The 20,200-nt window shown below is 29.1% G+C and carries 15 protein-coding genes; 12 read left to right on the top strand and 3 right to left on the bottom strand.

Annotated elements, in window-relative coordinates; all coding sequences use genetic code 11:
• Window positions 1–33 precede the first annotated feature (33 nt).
• Both ACSIGC_RS07995 and ACSIGC_RS07990 read right to left on the bottom strand, forming a co-directional pair.
• Window positions 34–1,170, bottom strand: a complete 1,137-nt coding sequence (locus tag ACSIGC_RS07995; protein ID WP_442267601.1) for a serine hydrolase domain-containing protein — start codon at window positions 1,168–1,170, stop codon at window positions 34–36.
• A gap of 89 nt (window positions 1,171–1,259) precedes the next feature.
• Window positions 1,260–2,495, bottom strand: a complete 1,236-nt coding sequence (locus ACSIGC_RS07990) for a helix-turn-helix domain-containing protein (protein ID WP_442267600.1) — start codon at window positions 2,493–2,495, stop codon at window positions 1,260–1,262.
• Window positions 2,496–2,911: 416 nt separating this feature from the next.
• Between ACSIGC_RS07990 and ACSIGC_RS07985 the strand changes: the two genes are divergently transcribed.
• From ACSIGC_RS07985 to ACSIGC_RS07935, 11 genes are all read left to right on the top strand, one after another.
• Window positions 2,912–4,429 (top strand): pyridoxal phosphate-dependent decarboxylase family protein, encoded by a 1,518-nt coding sequence (locus tag ACSIGC_RS07985; RefSeq protein ID WP_442267599.1) that lies wholly within the window; start codon window positions 2,912–2,914, stop codon window positions 4,427–4,429.
• Window positions 4,426–5,751 (top strand): lysine N(6)-hydroxylase/L-ornithine N(5)-oxygenase family protein, encoded by a 1,326-nt coding sequence (locus ACSIGC_RS07980; RefSeq protein ID WP_442267598.1) that lies wholly within the window; start codon window positions 4,426–4,428, stop codon window positions 5,749–5,751. Before ACSIGC_RS07985 ends, ACSIGC_RS07980 begins: the two co-directional genes overlap by 4 nt.
• A 171-nt stretch (window positions 5,752–5,922) precedes the next feature.
• Complete coding sequence (locus ACSIGC_RS07975) at window positions 5,923–7,098, top strand: MFS transporter (RefSeq protein WP_442267597.1); 1,176 nt, start codon at window positions 5,923–5,925, stop codon at window positions 7,096–7,098.
• Between the two features lie 3 nt (window positions 7,099–7,101).
• Window positions 7,102–9,516: a GNAT family N-acetyltransferase gene (locus ACSIGC_RS07970; RefSeq protein ID WP_442267596.1), complete on the top strand. Its 2,415-nt coding sequence runs from the start codon at window positions 7,102–7,104 to the stop codon at window positions 9,514–9,516.
• Between the two features lie 2 nt (window positions 9,517–9,518).
• Entirely contained in the window at window positions 9,519–10,094 is a 576-nt protein-coding gene (locus tag ACSIGC_RS07965; protein WP_442267595.1) for a GNAT family N-acetyltransferase, read from the top strand.
• A 1-nt stretch (window position 10,095) separates the two neighbouring features.
• Window positions 10,096–11,913 (top strand): IucA/IucC family protein, encoded by a 1,818-nt coding sequence (locus tag ACSIGC_RS07960; protein ID WP_442267594.1) that lies wholly within the window; start codon window positions 10,096–10,098, stop codon window positions 11,911–11,913.
• Window position 11,914: 1 nt separating this feature from the next.
• Window positions 11,915–12,496: a nitroreductase family protein gene (locus ACSIGC_RS07955; protein ID WP_442267593.1), complete on the top strand. Its 582-nt coding sequence runs from the start codon at window positions 11,915–11,917 to the stop codon at window positions 12,494–12,496.
• A 10-nt stretch (window positions 12,497–12,506) separates the two neighbouring features.
• A complete protein-coding gene (locus tag ACSIGC_RS07950) occupies window positions 12,507–13,607 on the top strand; it encodes a heparan-alpha-glucosaminide N-acetyltransferase domain-containing protein (protein WP_442267592.1) in 1,101 nt (366 codons plus the stop codon).
• Window positions 13,608–13,609: 2 nt separating this feature from the next.
• Window positions 13,610–14,644 (top strand): alpha/beta hydrolase, encoded by a 1,035-nt coding sequence (locus ACSIGC_RS07945; protein WP_442267591.1) that lies wholly within the window; start codon window positions 13,610–13,612, stop codon window positions 14,642–14,644.
• The gene (locus ACSIGC_RS07940) at window positions 14,637–15,464 is read left to right on the top strand and encodes a crotonase/enoyl-CoA hydratase family protein (protein WP_442267590.1); all 828 of its coding nucleotides are present in this window, start codon (window positions 14,637–14,639) and stop codon (window positions 15,462–15,464) included. Before ACSIGC_RS07945 ends, ACSIGC_RS07940 begins: the two co-directional genes overlap by 8 nt.
• A 20-nt stretch (window positions 15,465–15,484) precedes the next feature.
• Window positions 15,485–16,396: a sterol desaturase family protein gene (locus ACSIGC_RS07935; protein WP_442267589.1), complete on the top strand. Its 912-nt coding sequence runs from the start codon at window positions 15,485–15,487 to the stop codon at window positions 16,394–16,396.
• A 1-nt stretch (window position 16,397) separates the two neighbouring features.
• Here ACSIGC_RS07935 and ACSIGC_RS07930 read toward each other — a convergent pair whose 3' ends face one another.
• Window positions 16,398–17,363: a helix-turn-helix domain-containing protein gene (locus ACSIGC_RS07930; RefSeq protein WP_442267588.1), complete on the bottom strand. Its 966-nt coding sequence runs from the start codon at window positions 17,361–17,363 to the stop codon at window positions 16,398–16,400.
• A 176-nt stretch (window positions 17,364–17,539) separates the two neighbouring features.
• Here ACSIGC_RS07930 and ACSIGC_RS07925 point away from each other — a divergent pair, with 176 nt between their 5' ends.
• On the top strand, window positions 17,540–19,930 hold the full coding sequence (locus tag ACSIGC_RS07925; RefSeq protein ID WP_442267587.1) for a TonB-dependent receptor domain-containing protein: 2,391 nt from the start codon (window positions 17,540–17,542) through the stop codon (window positions 19,928–19,930).
• Window positions 19,931–20,200: the final 270 nt, after the last annotated feature.

Genomic DNA, 20,200 nt, shown 5'->3' with positions numbered 1-20,200 from the left:
AAAGACAATAATCGTTTTCATTTTTTCCTTTATTTAATTTTGAATTTTTAATTCAATTAAAAAATTAGTAGCCATTGGGACTATTGTTTCATGATATTCCTCTACATTAATTAAAACTAAAACACCTATTTCATTACTTTTATCTATAAAAAGTATTGATGAAAAACCTCCTGTGCCACCATCATGTTGTAATAAAGAAAAGTCTTCATGATCACTAATTCCCCACCCTAAACCTACATGCTGATCTGTTTCTTTTTTAAATGTTTTTTGTTGTGGTAGATTGTAGATGGCGTCATTTTCAAAGTTTTTACGAATAAATTTTTCCATATCACTAACAGAAGATTTTATTGAGCCAGTTGCCGTTATGATTTCAGCGAAATTCCAATACGATTTAATATTTCCATTAATATCTCTTGGTTCTACTAACCTAGAAGCATCAACGTTATTTAGTAATGTTGTACTACTATTCATACCTAATGGATTAAAAATAAGATCTTGTAATAGCTCTTCGTAAGTTGTATTTCGTTTTCTAGCTAAAGAGTATCCTAAAATACCTGTTGCGATATTAGAATATTCATAAACAGTACCACTAGGGTTATTAAGAACTACATGGTTTTGTAAATAACTTTTCAAATTTTCGTAAGTATAAATTGCATAGGGATCTTCTGGATTAAAGCCTACAATTTCACTTATATTGTTTGGTAATCGAGGTATGCCAGATGTATGATTTGCCATTTGCTTAAAAGTAACATCTCCACCAGCTAATACAGGAAAGTCAAATTGCTGTTGTAAAGTTTCAGATAAACTAACTTCATTACTATGTATCATACTTGATAGACTTATACTAGTAAATACTTTGGTGATTGAGCCAATTTCAAATATACTATTTGTATTGTCTTTTACCTTTAACTCATCATTCTCTCTAATAACTCCAATATATTCGGTTTTATCTCCTTTAATTAGCGCGATAGCTACTTGGGCTCCTTCAGGTAAATTTGATAGTTTACTTTCTAAAATATCAACGTACTTTTGATTACTAATTTCATCTGATAACGATGAATCTGAAATAGGTTCGCTTTTATCACAATTTACAAGTAATAAAATCATAAATATTGTAAAAAGTACAATTGTTTGGTAAGTTGTGTTTTTTTCTTTTTTTGAAATTTCCATTACTATAGATTTTTAATTTTTCTACAGCAAAACTCTATAAAAGATGTAAGTAAGAGGTTTTAAAAAGACCGAATCGTACAAATTGAAACCTATTTATGTATACTTTTATAAGCATTTGGAGTCATACCTGTAATTTTTTTAAATGAATTATGAAATGTTGTTTTAGAAGAAAAGCCACATTCAAGACCTATAGCTAATAAGCTATAGTTTTCAAACTCTTTGTTTAAAATAATCTTTTTCACATCTTCTACTCTATATCGATTGATATAGGTAGTAAAATTACTCCCTGTTTCAGAATTGATAATTTGAGAAAAATAGTTAGGGCTAATGCCTAGCATTTTAGCTACTTTATTTCTGTCTAATGTATTATCTCTATATATTTTTTCATTTAAACAAAGATCTTCTAATCTTTTGAAATAAATATTTTCTTTTGATAAGGTTGAAGTATATTCATTAGTTTTGAATTCTTGTTTATGTGATTCTATGTTTAAATTAGTTATAGTCACTTTTAAATCTTCTTTATTATTTGTTTCATTGTTGTGAGGTTTTGGTAGCGAAGATTTTTCTTTTATGTTTTCAAATTTATTAGCGTTAAAAAATTTATTGGTAAGTAGAGCTCTAATTTTTTCCCTGTCGCTTTTTAATTTCAATTTATAAACTCCAGAATAAGCAATCCAATGAATAAACAGCGTTCCAAATAGTGCTATTAATTGTATTATACTTGCTGTCAAATCAACTACGAATGGACTTATAACGAATAAAAGCATTACCATTACTAATAAAAAAACTTCAAATTTCCATAACTTTAATAACCATTGTTTTTCTTCTTTATAAATAGAAAGTTTTATGTATTTGTATGTTTTAATTAAACAATACGGAATAAAAGAAAGAGTAATAATATATAATAAACCAATTAAAAGAAATGCTAATAACATATTGGTTTCATTTAGATCTTTAAAATCATTAAAGAAATAATTAAAAAAAGCCAATACTATTACAATAAAAGCTGTGGGTATAAACAGCCATAATAATTTTTTAGAATTTCTTTGAGGCGATTTTACCTGATGAATTACAAAAAGTAATATAAAAGTTGGAAATAGTAATAGAGCGTCTAATGTTTCTATGACTTTAAGGTAAGGAAACAGTTTATATGAATTAGAAATTTCTAATATTATATCTAACAAAACCCATGATGCAGAAAAAAGAGCATAAGCAAGAAACTTGTTAGATTTACTTTTAAAAAAAGGTGATTTTAAAAGTAAAAAACCAATAATCATTCCTTGAAATATAGCAATACTGAAAAGTATTATTTTTATTAATAACATTAGTGAAATTGAATATATGATTATGTGTTTATATTATACTTTTTCCCTTAGTTAGGAGCCTTTTCCAATTATATAAAAAGTTTAAAGCAATTTTTTACAAAAGTAAATATTAAAAATTAGTTTATTGTTCATCACAAATTGCTATTATTAAATGATTAATTTTTGTTTACCAATTTTAACTAAGTTTTTTTTAGTGTCTTATACTTTGTATTAAGAGATGTTTCTTTTGTAATAATTAATAAACCTTTAAAAAAGCTTTAGAACAATAAAATTTAAAAGGAATAATTGTAAAACCTTTTCCTGTAGAGTTAGAATATTTGTAGTTCATAATCACGTCTTTTTTAATCCTTAATTCGTCACTAATTTTTTTAAATCTATAAATAATTTTGCATCATTATTAAGACTAAATAAAAATAATGTTTGTAAATGAAGCTCCTCCTTTTAAAGAATTATCATTAAATAATTACTTGTTTAACGATGAATCTTTACAGTTATATGAAGATTATGTTTCAAAGACTTTAGGTTATATTCAGAAGTTTTTAGGCACAAGAAAATTCTACAAAGGAGACAACCTCGAAGAAATTCATGAGAATAAATTAAAAGCTCGATTAGTTGATATTGATGATTCAAAATCAATTGATAAAGCTTTGCAAGAACTTAATGATTTATATATAAATCATGCAATACGTTTTCATAATCCAAATTATGTAGCGCATTTAAATTGTCCAATTACATTACCGTCTATTATTGCAGAACTTATAGCAACAACAGTAAATACAGCTGTAGAAACTTGGGATCAAAGTACTTCGGCAACGTTTATAGAGCAAGAAGTAATTCGTTGGATTTGTAATGAGTTCCGTTTTAATACAAACTCAGACGGAGTATTTACAAGTGGAGGAACACAATCGAATTTTATGGCGCTGTTAATGGCAAGAGATCATTACGCTTTCGAGAATTATGGAATCAATATTAAGCAAAACGGATGGTCTGAAGAAGTAAATAAATTCAAGATTTTCTGTTCTGAGAAATCACATTTCAGTATTCAAAAAAATGCAGCTTTATTAGGTTTAGGTTACGATGCTGTAATTCCTATTAAAGTAGATGAAAAAATGCGAATGGATACTGAAGCTTTATATGTAGCTATTGAGAAAACCAAGCAAGAAGGAAATATTCCTATTGCAGTTGTTGCTACATTAGGAACTACGGATTACGGAAGTTTTGATCCATTACAAACTATAGGGAAAATTGCGAAAGAGCAAAACATGTGGTTGCATGTAGATGGCGCATATGGTGGATGTTACATTTTAACTGAAACACATAAACATCATTTTAAAGGAATGGAAATGGTAGATTCTGTAACTGTCGATTTTCACAAAACGTTATTCCAACCTGTAAGTTGTAGTGCTTTTTTAGTAAAGAATAAGCAACATTTTCAATATGTGTCGTATTACGCAGATTATTTAAATCCGCTAGAAAATAAAGACAAAGAGCGGCCGAATTTAATTGAAAAATCAATTCAAACAACTAGAAGATTCGACGCTTTAAAAGTGTGGTTAACCTTAAAAACTTTAGGAACAAAAACTATTGCTTCATACTTAGAGGAAGTACACGATTTGGCAAAACAAGTGTACATGCATTTAAATGAGAATTCGAATTTTGAATTAGCTCATGTTCCAGAATTAAGTACTGTTGTTTTCCGTTATAAAAATTCTGAAGCAGCACACGAACCTACTCACGATGATGTGAATTTATACATTAAGAACAAACTATATACATCAGGAAAAGCTTCTGTAGCAAGTACAAAGTTAAACGGAAATATCTATTTAAAATTTACACTTCTTAATCCTAAAAACACAATAGAAAACCTATTAAATATTGTGAAAATGATTGAAGAAACAGGAAAACAATATCAACCAAAAACCGAATTATTATGAGTAAGCATGTAGCAGATTTTATAGCAGTTGGAGTAGGACCTTTTAATTTAGGTTTGGCTTGTTTAACTGAGCCGATAGAAAATTTGAATGGTATTTTTTTAGATAAAAAAGAAAAGTTCGATTGGCATCCAGGAATGTTGTTAGAAGATACCACATTACAAATTCCTTTTATGGCAGATTTGGTAACATTAGCCGATCCTACAAATGAATTTAGTTTTTTAAATTATATCAAACAGAAAGGAAGAATGTATTCTTTTTACATTCGAGAAAACTTTTTGTTACTAAGAAATGAATACAATCAGTATTGTCAATGGGCTATTAGCAAACTAAAAAATATTCATTTTAATACAGATGTAACTCATATCGATTATGATGAGAAAGAGAAAGTTTATGTAGTTACAGCAAGATGTACAAAAACACAAGAAATAAAAATTTATAAAGCTAAAAAGTTAGTTTTAGGAACTGGAACTCCACCTTATATTCCAGAATGTTGTAAAAAACTAAAAGGAAAAGCTGTTCATTCTTCAACATATTTAGATCATAAAGAAAGTTTACAAAAACAAAAGAAAATTACGGTTTTAGGAAGCGGGCAAAGTGCTGCTGAAATTTTTCACGATCTATTACTAGAAGCAGATACAATTGGTTATGAATTGAATTGGATTACACGATCTCCAAGATTCTTTCCTTTAGAATATTCTAAGTTGACATTAGAAATGACATCTCCAGAATATGTAGATTATTTTTATGATTTACCTAGTGAAAAAAGAGACGATTTAATTAAAAATCAGAAACATTTATACAAAGGAATAAACAGTGATTTAATAGCTGCAATTCACGATACTTTATATACGAAACGAGTAGTTGCAGAAGATAAGTTGAAAGTTTCTTTAAGAACAAATACTGAACTTATTGAAACTAAACTGCAAGACAATACAGTTCAATTAGAATTACATCAAATTGAACAGAATAAATACTTCCAACACAAAACTGAAGGTTTGGTTTTGGCAACAGGATATTCATACCAATTACCAGAATTTGTAAATGGAATTTCAGATCGAATTCAATGGGACGCAAAAGAGCGTTTTGATGTAGCACGTAATTATAGTGTAGATAAAAATGGTAACGAAATTTTTGTGCAAAATGCAGAATTACATACTCATGGTTTTGTAACTCCAGATTTAGGAATGGCAGCCTACAGAAACTCATACATCATTAAAGAAATGACAGGAGTAGAATATTACCCTATCGAGAGTAAAATTGCTTTTCAACAGTTTGGTGTGAGTCAAGAAGAAGAAATCATGAAGAGCGTAATGAGTCACTAACTATAAATTATAGATGTCAGTTCGAGTATTTTTTTCTGAAGATTGAGTGGAGTCGAAATCAGAAGTAAAAATGTATCGAGAACAATTAGTGAAAATGAATACTTCTAGTGAAATTATTCGTAATACAATGGAGAATAATTTCACTAGAAGTGATAGTAAAGATTGAAACAAATGAAATTAAAAAACTTTTTGATTTTAATGACTTTAGTTGCTGTCGTCAGTGATTATTTGTTACATCCTTTTTACCCACAATTTTTTGAATTACGTTTTGGTGTAAAAGATCCAGAAATGGTTGGTTATTACTTCGCTGCTATTTGCTTCATGGTAATGATTGCTTTTCCTTTTTGGGCTTATGTGTCTAAGAAAGTTTCAGAGTTAAATATATTGGTTTATACTCAGTTTATAGCTGGGATTTTAGCTTTGTATTGCTTTTATACCAGTTCTTATCTTCTGTTTTGGATTGTCTCATTAATTATGATTTTATTTAAAGGAAGTTATCTTTTAGTATATCCTTATATTTTAAAAATAATTACAAAAGAAGAACATCCAAAAACTATTGGATTATTGTCAGTTGTTGTTCATTTGGGCGGAATTTTAGGCGCAGTAATTGGAGGGTTAACAGTAGATTTAATTGATCCTAGAAATATCTTTTTAATCATGGCCGCTGGAGATTTTATCCAGATGGGAATGAGCGGATATTTATTAAAAAGCGATAAGTATGCAACTGGATTAATCGTTTCAGAAGAAGTTAAGACAGAAAAGAAATTAATTCCTAAAGGTTTCATTTTGAAATTGGGATTAATAACACTGATTTTATATTTCAGTGATTTCTTAATCAGACCGTTTTTTTCACTGTATTGGGAAAGTTTTTCAGCTTATAAAACTAAATTCATATCAGGAACTATCTACGCGATTCCTGGCTTTGTAGCTTTAATTACACTATTGATTAACAACAAAAGAAAAACTCAAAATGGTTATAAAGGAATTGTAAATGCATTAGCTATCGCTTTAATCGGACTCTTTTTACAAGGAATTCCTTCTGATGCTTTTGTAATCATTGGAAGAATAATTTACGGATGGGCAATTTTCCAAGGAGTTGTAAAATTTGATATTCTTTTATTCGAATTAAGTACGCCAGATTCTTATGCATTAGATTACAGTAAAATTCATTTTTTTCAAAATTTAGGAGTATTAATAGCTTCATTAAGTGTAGGTGTTGTTGTAGATAAGTTTAGTTTACAAATTCCATTTACCATTGCCTTAGTTGGGTTTGTTATTACTCTCGTTTTATACTTCTTCGTATTTAAATCAGTAAGAATAACTCATAAAGAACTAGCTAAAACTTAAGTTATGAGTAAGAAAAAAATAATTTTTAAAAAGACATATAATTCAATCGGTCAAATTAACATAAGACCTTTTGATATAAAAATTGATAGTGAGTTTTTACATTCTTGGGTAACAAAAGAGTATGCCTTTTTTTGGGGAATGCAAGATGCTACTTTAAAGGATGTAAAAAGAGAATATAAAAAATTGACAAAACCAGAACATTATGATGTTTTTGTAGGAGAATATAATAATGAGCCTGCTTTTGTACTAGAACGTTACGATCCTAAACAAGATATTGTGGGAGAGTTTTATAACGCTAAACATAATGATTGTGGTGTACATATTATTGTAGCTCCACCAACGAAAAGTAAAACACCAAATTTTACTTGGTTTATGTTTAGAGCAATCATGGATTTCATCTTTTCTAATGATTCTGTTTATCGAATATTAGTAGAGCCAGATATTCGAAATAAAAAGATGTTTGCGCTTTGTGAGCGTATAGGTTTTCAACTTGGTGACATCATCGAATTACCACACAAAACTGCTCAATTAGCTTTTTTAACAAAGCAAAATTATCAGCAAAAAATAAAAACACTTTTACCTTCAAAAAGAAGTAGTATGAATACTATAGATAATGTGGTTTCTCCACAACAATCAACACAACATATACAACCAAAAGTTTGGCAACAAGCCAATCGATTATTAATAAAAAAAGCCTTATGTGAGTTTTCACACGAGTTACTAATACAGCCAGAAATCATTTCTAATTTAGATAAGGGATTTCATCATTATAAAGTTTACGGCGATCAGAAAGAAATTCGATATGAATTTTATGGAAAACCAATGGCTATGAATCATTTTTTAATTGATGAATTTTCAATTAAAAAGTTTGAGAATGATAAAGAAGTATCTTTAGATGCTATTTTTTTCATTAAAGAATTTAGAAAAGCTTTAGGTATTGCAGATGAAAAAATGCCTGTATACTTAGAGGAAATTATTAGTACTTTATACGGAAGTGCTTATAAAATCACTAAAGGAAACCCTACTGCTAAAGAATTGGCTACAGCAGATTTTCAAACCATAGAGCAGTCCATGACTGAAGGTCATCCTGGTTTTGTAGCAAATAATGGAAGGATAGGTTTCGATAGTACAGATTATCGTTCGTATGCGCCAGAAGCAGGAAACTCTTTTTCATTATTATGGTTAGCTGGTCATAAAAGTAAAGCTGTTTATTCTGCGTTAGAAAGTTTGCCTTACGAAAAATTGATTCAGCAAGAATTAGATGCAACGACTATTGTTAAATTTAATAATACAATTTTAGAAAAAGGATATCAACCAGAAGATTATCTATTCATTCCGATTCATCCATGGCAATGGTTTAACAAGCTCGCAAACATTTTTGCACCAGAAGTAGCTAAAGGAGATTTAATTTGCTTAGGATATAGTCCAGATCAATATTTAGCACAGCAATCAATTCGTACATTATTTAATATAACTAATCCCCAAAAATTCTACACCAAATCTGCCTTATCAATCTTAAATATGGGCTTCATGAGAGGTTTACCACTATATTATCTTGGAACAGCTCCTAAGATGGCAGTTTGGTTGGAGAATTTATTGTACAACGATTCTTTTATAAAAGAAAACGGATTCAGAATGTTAAGTGAGATAGGATCCGTAAGTTATGTAAATCCTTATTTTGAAGAGTTTGGACCACATAACGATTATAACAAAATGTTAGCATCATTGTGGAGAGAAAGTCCGTACTCAGTTGTAACAAAAAATCAAAAGCCAATAACTATGGCGGCTTTACTCCACATTGATCATCATGGAAATGCTTTATTACCAGAAATTATAAAAGATTCAGGAATTTCAATCGACGATTGGATTAGAAAATATTTAAAAGCATATTTAAGTCCGATGTTGCATTGTTTCTACTATTATGATTTGGTGTTTATGCCTCATGGAGAAAATATTATTTTAGTTTTAGAACATAATATTCCAGTGTATGTTTTATTAAAAGACATCACAGAAGAGGCTTGTATTTTAAGTGAAGATATAGAATTACCAGAGCACTTAAAACGTATGTATGCTCCTGTACCAGAAGATGTAAAATTACTTTCAATCTTCACAGATATGTTTGATGGATTTTTTAGATTCTTAGCTCCGATTTTATTTGAACATGCACACTATTCAGAAGAACGTTTCTGGGAATTAGTGGCAGAAAATGTAACAGAATATCAATTACATTTTCCAGAATTAGAAGAAAAATTTAAAAAGTACGACATGTTTGCCGATGATTTTAAATTATCATGTTTAAACAGATTACAATTAAATAATCATAAACAAATGATTGATTTAGATGATCCTGTAGCGTTACTTCAATTTGCAGGCGATTTAGAAAATCCAATAGCACAATTCAAAACACAAACTGTATAGAAATGATTTCAACTACTACAGTAATTTTTTCGAAAGATATTCCTGATGTAGGAAAAATGAGCATTCGTCCTATCAATTTGGAAGAGGATATCAATTTTCTTTATGAGTGGGTAACAAAACCATATGCAAAGTATTGGGGAATGTTAGGTCAAACCTTAGCGGAAATAAAACAAGCTTATCAAGAAATAGAAGAGAATAAAAATCACCATACTTTTATTGGTTTATTAAATGAAGTTCCAATCTTTCTTATGGAACGTTACAAAGCTTCGGAAGATGAAATCTCAAATCATTATAATGCTTTGTTAGATGATTATGGAATGCACATTTTGGTAGCTCCAGTTGAGAAAAGAATTCCACAATTTACATGGCATGTGTTTTCTACAGTTATGGAATATTTTTTCAGCTTACCTTTTGTAGAAAGGGTAGTAGTTGAACCGGATAAGAACAATGAAAAAATTCATGTATTAAACAAAAAAGCAGGTTTCATTTATGAAAAGGATATAGAATTATCACATAAAATAGCTTCACTAGCTTTTTGTACAAGAGAATCATTTCAAAAAGCCATAAATAAGATATAAAATGTCACAATATATAGCACATTTACAGCCTCATATTTGGAAGATTGTAAATCGTAACTTAATTAAAAAAGCAATCAGTGAATTTGCTCATGAGCTTATTATAAAGCCAAGTTTTATAAAGGAAAAAGGTGAATATTCAGTTTATGAAATTAAAACTGATTGTGAGAGATTCAAGTATCAATTTGAAGCTAAAAAGAACTTTTTAGATCATTGGAGTATTTATAAAAATAGTATCATAAAAAATGATGCAAAAGGAAATAATTTAGATTTAGATGCAATTCATTTTATCACAGAATTTAAATTTACTTTAGGAATTCCAGATAAGTTTTTAGCCACCTATTTAGAAGAAATAACAAGCACTCTTTTTGGCGCGGCCTACAAACTATCAAACGAAAAATATTCAGCAACAGAACTTGCGACTCAAAATTTTCAAGAAATAGAACATGCAATGACAGAAGGTCATCCTTGTTTTGTAGCAAATAACGGAAGGATAGGTTTTAATACCAACGACTATCATTTATATGCTCCGGAAGCAAACACACCATTTAAAATTTTATGGTTAGCTGTTCATAAAAACTATGCAACTTACACCGCTGTAAAAGGTTTTGAATATGAAAGTTTATTAAATAATGAACTAGGAAAGAAAAAAGTATATGAGTTCAACCAAATTTTAAAAGAAGTTAATGTAAAAACTGAAGACTATCTTTTAATGCCTGTTCATCCTTGGCAATGGACCAACAAAATCACCCATGTTTTTGCAGCTGATATCGCCAAGAAAAACATTGTTTTAGTTGGTGAAAGTGATGATTTTTATTCAGCACAGCAATCCCTCAGAACATTATTTAATAGAACTAATCCAGAAAAGTTGTATACAAAAGGAGCTTTGTCGATTTTAAATATGGGATTTATGCGTGGTTTATCGCCTTATTATATGCAAAGTACGCCACCAATCACAACTTGGATAACCGATTTACTTGCTGAAGATGAATACTTAACTAATAATGGATTTACCATGTTAGGTGAAGTTGCAACTATTGGTTATCAGAATCATTATTATGAAGTTTTAGGAAAAACAAATCCGCATAATAAAATGCTATCTGCATTGTGGAGAGAAAGTCCGTTTACTAAAATTAGTTCCAATCAAAGAGTGTTAACAATGGCTGCACTATTACATATAGATGCAGAAGATAATTCTCTTTTAGCAGGATTAATTGATAAATCTCCGTACGGAACTACAACTTGGATTCAATGTTATTTAAAAGCATATTTAGCACCATTACTCCATTGTTTTTACAAATATGAGTTTGTTTTTATGCCTCACGGAGAAAACTTAATATTAGTTTTAGAAGAAGATACTCCAGTTTATGTTTTGATGAAAGACATCACAGAAGAGGTAATTGTTTTCAATAAAGAAATGAATTTACCAGAGCATGTTGATAGATTGTACACAGAGACTTCAAATAAAATGAAAGTTTTATCAATTTTCACAGATGTATTTGATTGTTTTTTCAGATTCTTAGGAGAACAATTAGAACTTCATGTCAACTTTTCTGAATATAACTTCTGGCAATTGGTAGCAGATTGTATTTATGAATATCAAGAGCAACATCCGGAGTTTATGGATAAGTATGAGTGTTACGATTTATTTGTTGATGAATTTGATCGATGTTGTTTAAATAGACTCCAATTAGGAAATACTAAGCAAATGCTGAATTTAGCTGATCCTATTGAAAGTTTAAAACTCGTAGGAACCCTTGAAAATCCATTGGCGAAATTCAAAAAAGAAACAAAATCAAAACCATCTTTAGAAACGATATAGTATGACTTTTGAAGCGGTTACTAAGCTGATTAAAGATAGAAGATCAACATATGCATACGATTTTTCTGAAGAACAATTGTCTAAAGAAACTATTGAAAATATTGTGTCGAATGGATTATGGGCACCAACTCATAAATTAACGCAACCTTGGCGATTTGTGGTTTTAGAAGGAAATCACAAATTAGCATTAGGTGAGTTTATGGCAAAATATTATCGAGAACTATATACTGAAGAAGAATTTTCTACAGAGCGTTTTCAATCTACAAAGCAATATGCGAAAAATGCTACACTGTTAGGTGTAATTTTTCAACCTACTAAAAGAGCACAACTTCCAGAATGGGAAGAAATTGCAGCAATTTCCTGTGCAGTTCAAAATATGTGGTTAAGTTGTACTGCTGCGAATATCGGTTGTTACTGGGATACAGCTTCAGCAACTATGGAATACGGAAAAAGAATTCCTTTAGAAGAAGGAGAACAGTTTCTAGGAATCTTATTCATGGGAAAATTGAAAGAAAATATTGCATTGGGCAATAGAAGAAGAAAACCATTGTCTAAAAAATTGACTTGGGATTTTAAAAATTAAATCAGATTAAATGAAAAAACAAAATAGAGTAAGAGGAGTTGATTTCGTTAGAGGCTTTAGTGTTTTGATGATGATACCTGTACATGTAATGATGCTTTATTCAAGTATGGAAACTTGGGAAAATACTGTTACTGGTAATTTTGTACAATTACTAGAAAGAGGTTCTCCTATATTTCTTATAGTAATGGGAATTTCTTTTGCCTTTTCTAGAAATGCAAATAGAAATGGTATTTTAAGGAAAGCTTTATTAATTATTGCTTTGGGTTATGTCTTAAATTTTCTAAGATTCATTGTGCCTTTATTACTTTTTGGAGGTTTTCCAGAAAGCTTTGTAGAAGCTAGTGGTTTAGCACTTAATGCTCCAGATAGAATGTGGAATTATTTTTTAAAAGGAGATATGTTTCAATTGGTAGGGATTTCATTATTCTTAATCGGACTTTCTTTTAAATTTCTAATTAAAAATAAATATGTATTAATCATTCTAGCTTTAATAATCATGTGGCTGTCTAAAGTTGTAAGTGGCTTTCAACTTGGAGTTCCTGGAATCGATTACATATTAAATTTACTATGGGGTAATAATTTTGATGTTTATTTTCCATTATTTCCTTGGTTATCTTTCATTTTAGTAGGCTTATATTTTGGTTTAAGCTATCAAGATAAACCAGAAGACGCTAATCAATCTTTATTTAAACCGATGCTATATTTCGGAATAGTTTTTTTAATCATTGGTAAATTACTTTGTGATTATAATTACGAATATCATTTCGGAGATTATTATCATTTAGGTCCTGGAGGAAGTATGGGATTAATGGGGATTTTATTAGTATTATTTTGGGTCTATTATCGAATAGAATTATTACTTCCGAAAGAAAATTATATCAGTAAATTATTATTCTATTGCAGTAAAAATGTCACACCTTTTTATATTCTTCAATGGGTTTTAATTTATTGGTTACTGCCTTTAGCAAATTTTTCTCATTACAATGAACCAATCACACTACTGATCATTTTCGGTATCAATTTAGGAACATTCTTATTGTTGTATATCTATAATTCATATGTTATTCCTAAGAGAAAAAAGAAAGCAAGATTAATTCACCAAACAGTTTAGTAATGAGGTTTATAATTTTCTTATGTGTTGCTTTTTTGCAATACAGTATTCTTGCTCAAGCTAAACTAGCAGGAAGTTATGGATTAGATCCTACGGTTCAACAATTTTTAGAAGTTATTCATTCTTATGATGGTCCGCCAATTCATGAACTGCCTATTAACATTGCCAGAAACGCAATGGAAAATATGCAAAGAGATAGTTCAATTTCTTACAGCAAAGTAACTTTTGAAAAACATTCGTTTGAGCTTCGTAATAAAAACGTTAATGTTATAATTACTAAACCTATAAATAATAAGGAGTTATTACCTGTATTAATGTATTTTCATGGTGGAGGTTGGGCTTATAATAGTTTTGAAACCCATAAGCGTTTAATGTCTGATATTTCAGATAAAGCTAAAGCGGCGGTAGTTTTTGTTGAATATTCTAAAACACCAGAAATAAAGTATCCAGTTGCAAATGAAGAAGCTTATCTAGCAACATTATACATCAGTAAATTTGGAAAAAATTTAGGTTTAAATTCTAATAAAATTATTGTAGGAGGTGATAGTGCTGGCGGAAACATGGCAACTGTAATTGCTTTAATGACAAAGAAAAGAAAAGAATTTAAGTTAAGCGGACAAGTACTATTATATCCGGTTACTGATACTAATTTAAATACAGCATCTTATCATCAATTTTCAAAGGGACATTATTTATCTAGAGAAACAATGCAATGGTTTTTTGAAGTTTATACTCCAGATGTGAAAACTCACAATCTATCAACTGTAGCACCTTTAAAAGCAACTATAGAAGAGTTAAAAGAACTTCCAAAAACATTATTAATAACTGCAGAATACGATGTGTTACGAGACGAAGGAGAAGCTTATGCTAAGAAGTTGCGTATGGCAAATGTTCAAGTAATCTCTACAAGATATGGAGGGACTATTCATGATTTTATTGTGTTAAATGCCCTTAAAGATACACAAGCATCTATGGCTGCTTTAGAACAAATATGTAGTTTTTTAAAGGAAAGTTTTAAAATAAAAAAGAATGATTAAGACTTATAAAAATTTTGAAGTTGCTTATTATCCAGAGTATGAAATGATGTTTTGGAAAATTGCAACCACTGGTATTCCAAACTTTTCAATAGAAGTTTTAAAAGAATTTCAAGATTTATCTAAAGATATTCATATAATGTTTTCAGATAATAAGTATCCATTAAAGTACTTAGTTTCTGCTTCTTCTCATAAAGAAGTATATAATATGGGAGGAGATTTACCTTTTTTCTATAAAAATATTCAAGAAAATAATAGAGACGCACTTACAGAATATGCTAATCTGTGTATTGATGCTGTTTATAATATACAAAATACATTTGGGCTCCCTGTCCTAAGTATAGCCTTGGTGAATGGGAATGCCTATGGAGGTGGTTTTGAATGTGTAATGGCACATGATATTATTGTTGCTAATGAAGAGGCACGGTTTTGTCTACCAGAAAATAAGTTTCATCTCTTTCCAGGAATGGGAGCTTATAGCTTTTTGTGTAGAAAGATTAGCCTTTCATCTGCAATGGAAATTTTATATAGTGGAGATGTATACAAAGCAAAAGAACTAAAACAAAAAGGATTAATAAATATGACTTTTGATGATAATTGTTCAGAAATAGATGCTGTAATCAACTATATCTCTAAAAACAGTTTCAATTTTATTTATAATCATTACAAGTGTATAAAAAAAATATTTCCTCTTCAAAAGAAAGAACTATATGACATAACAAGTATGTGGGTAGAAGCTTGTATGAACATGGAAAAAGAAAGTTTAAGAAGAATGGAATTAATTATTAAAGCGCAACTGCGAAAAGAAAAACAACTTAAATAATACGAAAGGAAACGATAATTATGAATTTATCATCAATAGAGAATATAATGCAACAATTACAGCATATGAGTGTAATTGTTTTAGTGTTGATGTTATTAGAATTAGGAATACTTTTTCTAACTAATTACATTGAAAAGAAAAGGGAAGGTATAGTAAGTATTCTTTCTTATTTAATTCAAAGTATCCCATATTTCTTATTGGCTAAAATTTTTATTGTGGGAAGTATGTTTTGGCTATACGAACATAAATTATTCAATTTAGATTTTAGTTGGTATAATTGGATTTTGGCGTATTTATTATACGATTTCACAGTGTTTTTTATTCATTTTTTAGGCCATAAAGTTAGAGTTTTATGGTGTATTCATGGCGTGCATCATACAGCAGAAGAAATGAATTTAACAGTAGTTGCAAGAGGGTCTATTTTTGATGTATTTTTTACTCCTTTTAATTTTATTTGGTTGCCTATTCTTGGATTTCATCCTTTTATGATTTTTGTTATAGAGCCTGTTGCAAGATTATATGCAACTTTAACGCATATCAATGAAAAATATGTTTGGAAACATAAATGGTTAGAAAAAATTCTTGTAACTCCATCTGTACATCGTGTACATCATGCTAGAAATCATGTGTATTTAGATAGAAATTATGGCGAAACATTTAGTATTTGGGATCGTTTATTTAAAACCTTTCAGAAAGAAATAAAAGAAGAAAAAATAGAGTATGGCGTAATGCATGATACGTTAAATAGTGAGAGTTTTTGGCATGTTCAGTTTTTACTTTGGAAAGAATTATGGATAGACATTAAAAATGCACCTACTCTTCTAGATAAAATAAAATACATTTTTATGCCGCCAGGCTGGAATCATATTGATGGAGGAAAAAAAGCAAGGTATTATAGAGAAAAAGCTAAGAAAGAAAAAAGCATAGCTTAAATTATTGTTCTTTATTTCGAAATTGTTTAGGAGTTATTTTTTCAATTTTTTTAAAAGCCGCAGAGAAATGAGTTGGATTTTTATACCCAACAAGTTCTGCGATTTCATAAATAGGTTTAGTATTATTTATTAATAAATTTTTAGCTTCTTTCATACGTTCTTGAAGAGCAAATTCGAATATGGTAATTCCAAAAGTTTTCTTAAACTCTTTTTTTAAGAGGAACTCATTTAAAAATACCTTCTTAGATAATTCATTAACAGAATACTGCATGTGTAAATTGTTTGTAATTAAATCTCTAACAAGATATATTTTCTTCAAAGTTGTAGAATTATTAATGCCTTTGTTTTGATTATCAAATTGGAGTATTAATAATTCTAAAGCTTTAGATTCTAAAAATAAACGTTTTAATAATCCCGATTTATTATCTGATACGATTTCATATATGATATTTTCTGTCTTATAATCCAATTGATTTGTGAAATTCTCACGAAGATTTTCTACAGCATAGTTTTCATGTATCGGAAAAGAAGATGATAAACTATGCTTCTTTATAAATTCGTGAGACATTTTAATAACAATTTCTTTAATTGTTATATTTTTTGGATAAGCGATATATCCGTTTGTTTTATTAATAAATGAAATACAACTTTCCATTTCTTCTTGAATTAATTCAATCTTAGGATTAGGAACAAAAAGTTTTTTTTCGCCTTTTAATAATACAGAATACACTAAAGAATCTATTTCATAGAAACCTTTAAATTTGATTGGTTTTTTAAATATAAATTCTCTTTTTCGAACCATTAAGCCTTCAAAATTCCATGAGATTACTTCACCTACTCCGAATTCATTTTTAAGACTGTATTTCTTTGTAGTTAAACCACAATGATCATTTATTTCTTTTAATTCAAGAATTTCATCTAAAACATATTCATTAGTCGTATCAACTATTATATTAATAGTATCCATAGTTCGTCATTTTTTATCCCAGTTACGTCATTTTAAAGCCTATTACTGTATATAATTTTGTACTCGAATAATAACTTGCTTTATTATTTAAAATTATTCTAAATAATTTTGCAGTATACGGGGAACAATTTACATTTGCTGCGAAATTAATATTAAATCAGTCTAAATAAAAATAAATGAAAAAAATTATACTTTTTTTTCTACTGTGTTTATACAGCGTAATAAATTATGCTCAAATAAGTGGAAAAGTTGTAGATAACAACAATGTTTCTTTACCGGGGGTTACAATAATAATAAAAGAAACAACAAAACAATTTGAAACTGATATAGAAGGAAAGTTTTCTATTATCGCGAATAAAAACGATTTAATTGTTTTTTCTTACTTAGGATTTAAAACTAAAACGGTTAGTTTTTCAGAATTATCTAAAAACTCTACTATAGTTCTTTATGAAGGGAATGAACTATTGAAAGAAGTGACAATTACAAATCAAAAAAATAAATTTTCGAGAAAAAAAACAGCTTATGTGGCTAAGTTACCTCTTAAAAATATAGAAAACTCTCAAGTTTATAGTACTATTACAGATGAATTATTAGTTTCTCAAAATGTTAATAATTTTGAAGATGCTTTAAAAAATGCTGTAGGAGTTGATAAATTATGGCAATCTACTGGAAGAGCAGGAGATGGAGCAGGATATTACTCTATTCGTGGGTTTGCTACACAGCCACAATTAGTAAATGGTATGCCAGGTATTACCAATGGTTTTATTAATCCGTTTAATGTAGAACGTGTAGAGGTTATTAAAGGACCTTCAGCGACATTGTTTGGTAGTACTGTTACTTCTTATGGAGGTTTAATTAATATTGTAACAAAAAAACCATATAAAGGTACAGGAGGAACAATTTCTGTTGGTGGTGGTTCATTTGGGTTTAAGAAATTAGCATTAGATGTAAATACAACAGATAGTAGTGAAAAATTTTCTATTCGATTTAATGCAGGTTTTCAATCTGAAGATAGCTTTCAAGATGCTGGTTTAAGAGAATCGGTATTTATGGCACCAGCTATTTCATATCAGGTTAATGATCGATTAACATTAAACTTTAATTATGAAGCTTCTGGAAACAAACAAACAAATCCTGTTTTCTTATTCTTAAACAGATTAGGACCTTTAGCATTTAATAATTTAGAAACATTAAATTACGACCCTAACTTATCTTTTACAGATAATAGTCTTCAAATAAGTAATCCGACACAGAATTTTAGAGGTGAGATTGCTTACAAAATTACTGATAATTGGTCTTCACAAACTCTTATTTCTGGAAGTAGTGCAAAATCAAAAGGGTATTATACATTTATAAATAACATTTTTGCAAATCCATTAGATGCTACACAACCAAATCCCTTCTTAGCTACTGTAGGTCAGAAAAGTGATGCAGAGACTAATTCTTTAGATATTCAGCAGAATTTTACAGGAGATCTAAAAATAGGAAGAATTCGTAATAGAGTATTAATTGGAGTAGATTATTTAGAAACTCAAAATATTGATAATAGTTCAGATTTTAGGTTATTAAATATGATCACTCCTCAGGGGCAATTAATTCAAGGATTACCAACTAATAGAAATAATTTAAACTTAGCTCTTAATGGCGCAGCTAATGCAAATACAAATGTGAATCAAAACGTATTAAGTGCTTATGTTTCTGACGTTATAAATATTTTACCAGAGCTATCAATAATGGCTGGAGTTCGATATGATCGTTTCGATTATCAAGGAGATAAAAATACCGTTTCAGACGACGCAACTGAATACACGAAATCTACATTTTCACCAAAAGTGGGAATAGTATATCAACCAATTTTAAATAAGGTTTCTGTATTTGCTAATTACCAAAATGGATTTAATTATGTAAATCCTGTTTTAGTAAACTCAATTCCAGGTGATTTAACTTCACCATTAGTATTACGTTCATTCGACTTAGAAAATGCAGATCAGTTTGAAGGAGGAGTAAAAGCAAACTTATTTGGGAATAAATTAGAAACTACTGTTAGTTATTATAATATTACTATAAATAATAAAATCACAGGGTTTGGTGCTACACAGCAACAAGATGGAAAAATTAAAAGTCAAGGTGTTGAACTAGATTTCAACGCATATCCTGTTGATGGTTTAAATCTTAGAGGAGGTTTTGCTTACAACGATTCAGAAATAGTTGAGTCAACTTCTAATCCATTGTTAATTGGTCAAAGATTTGGTGAAGCAGGAGCAGAGTTTACATATAACTTTTGGGCAGATTACAGATTCCAAGAAGGTAAAATTAAAAACTTAGGAGTTACTGCAGGATTTAATGGATCAAGTGATTATAACACTATGGAAGGATATCCGCATGTAGGTGAGTTTACACTTCCAGCATATACTGTGTTTAATGCAGGTATATATTACAATCATGCCAAATTTAGAGTAAGTTTTAATGTAAATAATTTAACAAATGAAGTGTATTATAAAGGTTGGAGTACACTTACCCCCCAACAACCTAGAGCTTACTTTGGTGCTTTAACATACAAATTTTAAGATTTAAGTAATTTGAACTAAAGCCATGAAAGCAAAACTCTAAATCTTAAGGTTTAGAGTTTTGTGATTAAAAAATTAAATCATGATAACCGTTGAAATTTCAATTTTATTAATAGGTGTTTTTGTAATGTATAGCACTTCAAACAAAGTAGTTTTATTTAACAATTCTTCCTTAGATAGTATCTTAAATAGGTCATTTTATTTCAAGAAAATAATAGGATTAACGATATTATGTTCAGCATTAATTTATGCTATGTTTTCTTACGGATT

The sequence above is a fragment of the Tenacibaculum aquaeponti genome, assembly GCF_052084715.1.
Taxonomy (GTDB): domain Bacteria; phylum Bacteroidota; class Bacteroidia; order Flavobacteriales; family Flavobacteriaceae; genus Polaribacter.
Note: the sequence above shows the minus strand (reverse complement) of the source record. Positions and strands in the feature narration are given on the sequence as shown.

Coding starts and splice junctions, on each gene's coding strand:
- ACSIGC_RS07985 (WP_442267599.1), top strand. CDS start 2,912: ATGTTTGTAAATGAAGCTCCTCCTTTTAAAGAATTATCATTAAATAAT.
- ACSIGC_RS07955 (WP_442267593.1), top strand. CDS start 11,915: ATGACTTTTGAAGCGGTTACTAAGCTGATTAAAGATAGAAGATCAACA.
- ACSIGC_RS07990 (WP_442267600.1), bottom strand. CDS start 2,495: ATGTTATTAATAAAAATAATACTTTTCAGTATTGCTATATTTCAAGGA.
- ACSIGC_RS07945 (WP_442267591.1), top strand. CDS start 13,610: ATGAGGTTTATAATTTTCTTATGTGTTGCTTTTTTGCAATACAGTATT.
- ACSIGC_RS07935 (WP_442267589.1), top strand. CDS start 15,485: ATGAATTTATCATCAATAGAGAATATAATGCAACAATTACAGCATATG.
- ACSIGC_RS07980 (WP_442267598.1), top strand. CDS start 4,426: ATGAGTAAGCATGTAGCAGATTTTATAGCAGTTGGAGTAGGACCTTTT.
- ACSIGC_RS07965 (WP_442267595.1), top strand. CDS start 9,519: ATGATTTCAACTACTACAGTAATTTTTTCGAAAGATATTCCTGATGTA.
- ACSIGC_RS07925 (WP_442267587.1), top strand. CDS start 17,540: ATGAAAAAAATTATACTTTTTTTTCTACTGTGTTTATACAGCGTAATA.
- ACSIGC_RS07995 (WP_442267601.1), bottom strand. CDS start 1,170: ATGGAAATTTCAAAAAAAGAAAAAAACACAACTTACCAAACAATTGTA.
- ACSIGC_RS07950 (WP_442267592.1), top strand. CDS start 12,507: ATGAAAAAACAAAATAGAGTAAGAGGAGTTGATTTCGTTAGAGGCTTT.
- ACSIGC_RS07940 (WP_442267590.1), top strand. CDS start 14,637: ATGATTAAGACTTATAAAAATTTTGAAGTTGCTTATTATCCAGAGTAT.
- ACSIGC_RS07960 (WP_442267594.1), top strand. CDS start 10,096: ATGTCACAATATATAGCACATTTACAGCCTCATATTTGGAAGATTGTA.
- ACSIGC_RS07970 (WP_442267596.1), top strand. CDS start 7,102: ATGAGTAAGAAAAAAATAATTTTTAAAAAGACATATAATTCAATCGGT.
- ACSIGC_RS07975 (WP_442267597.1), top strand. CDS start 5,923: ATGAAATTAAAAAACTTTTTGATTTTAATGACTTTAGTTGCTGTCGTC.
- ACSIGC_RS07930 (WP_442267588.1), bottom strand. CDS start 17,363: ATGGATACTATTAATATAATAGTTGATACGACTAATGAATATGTTTTA.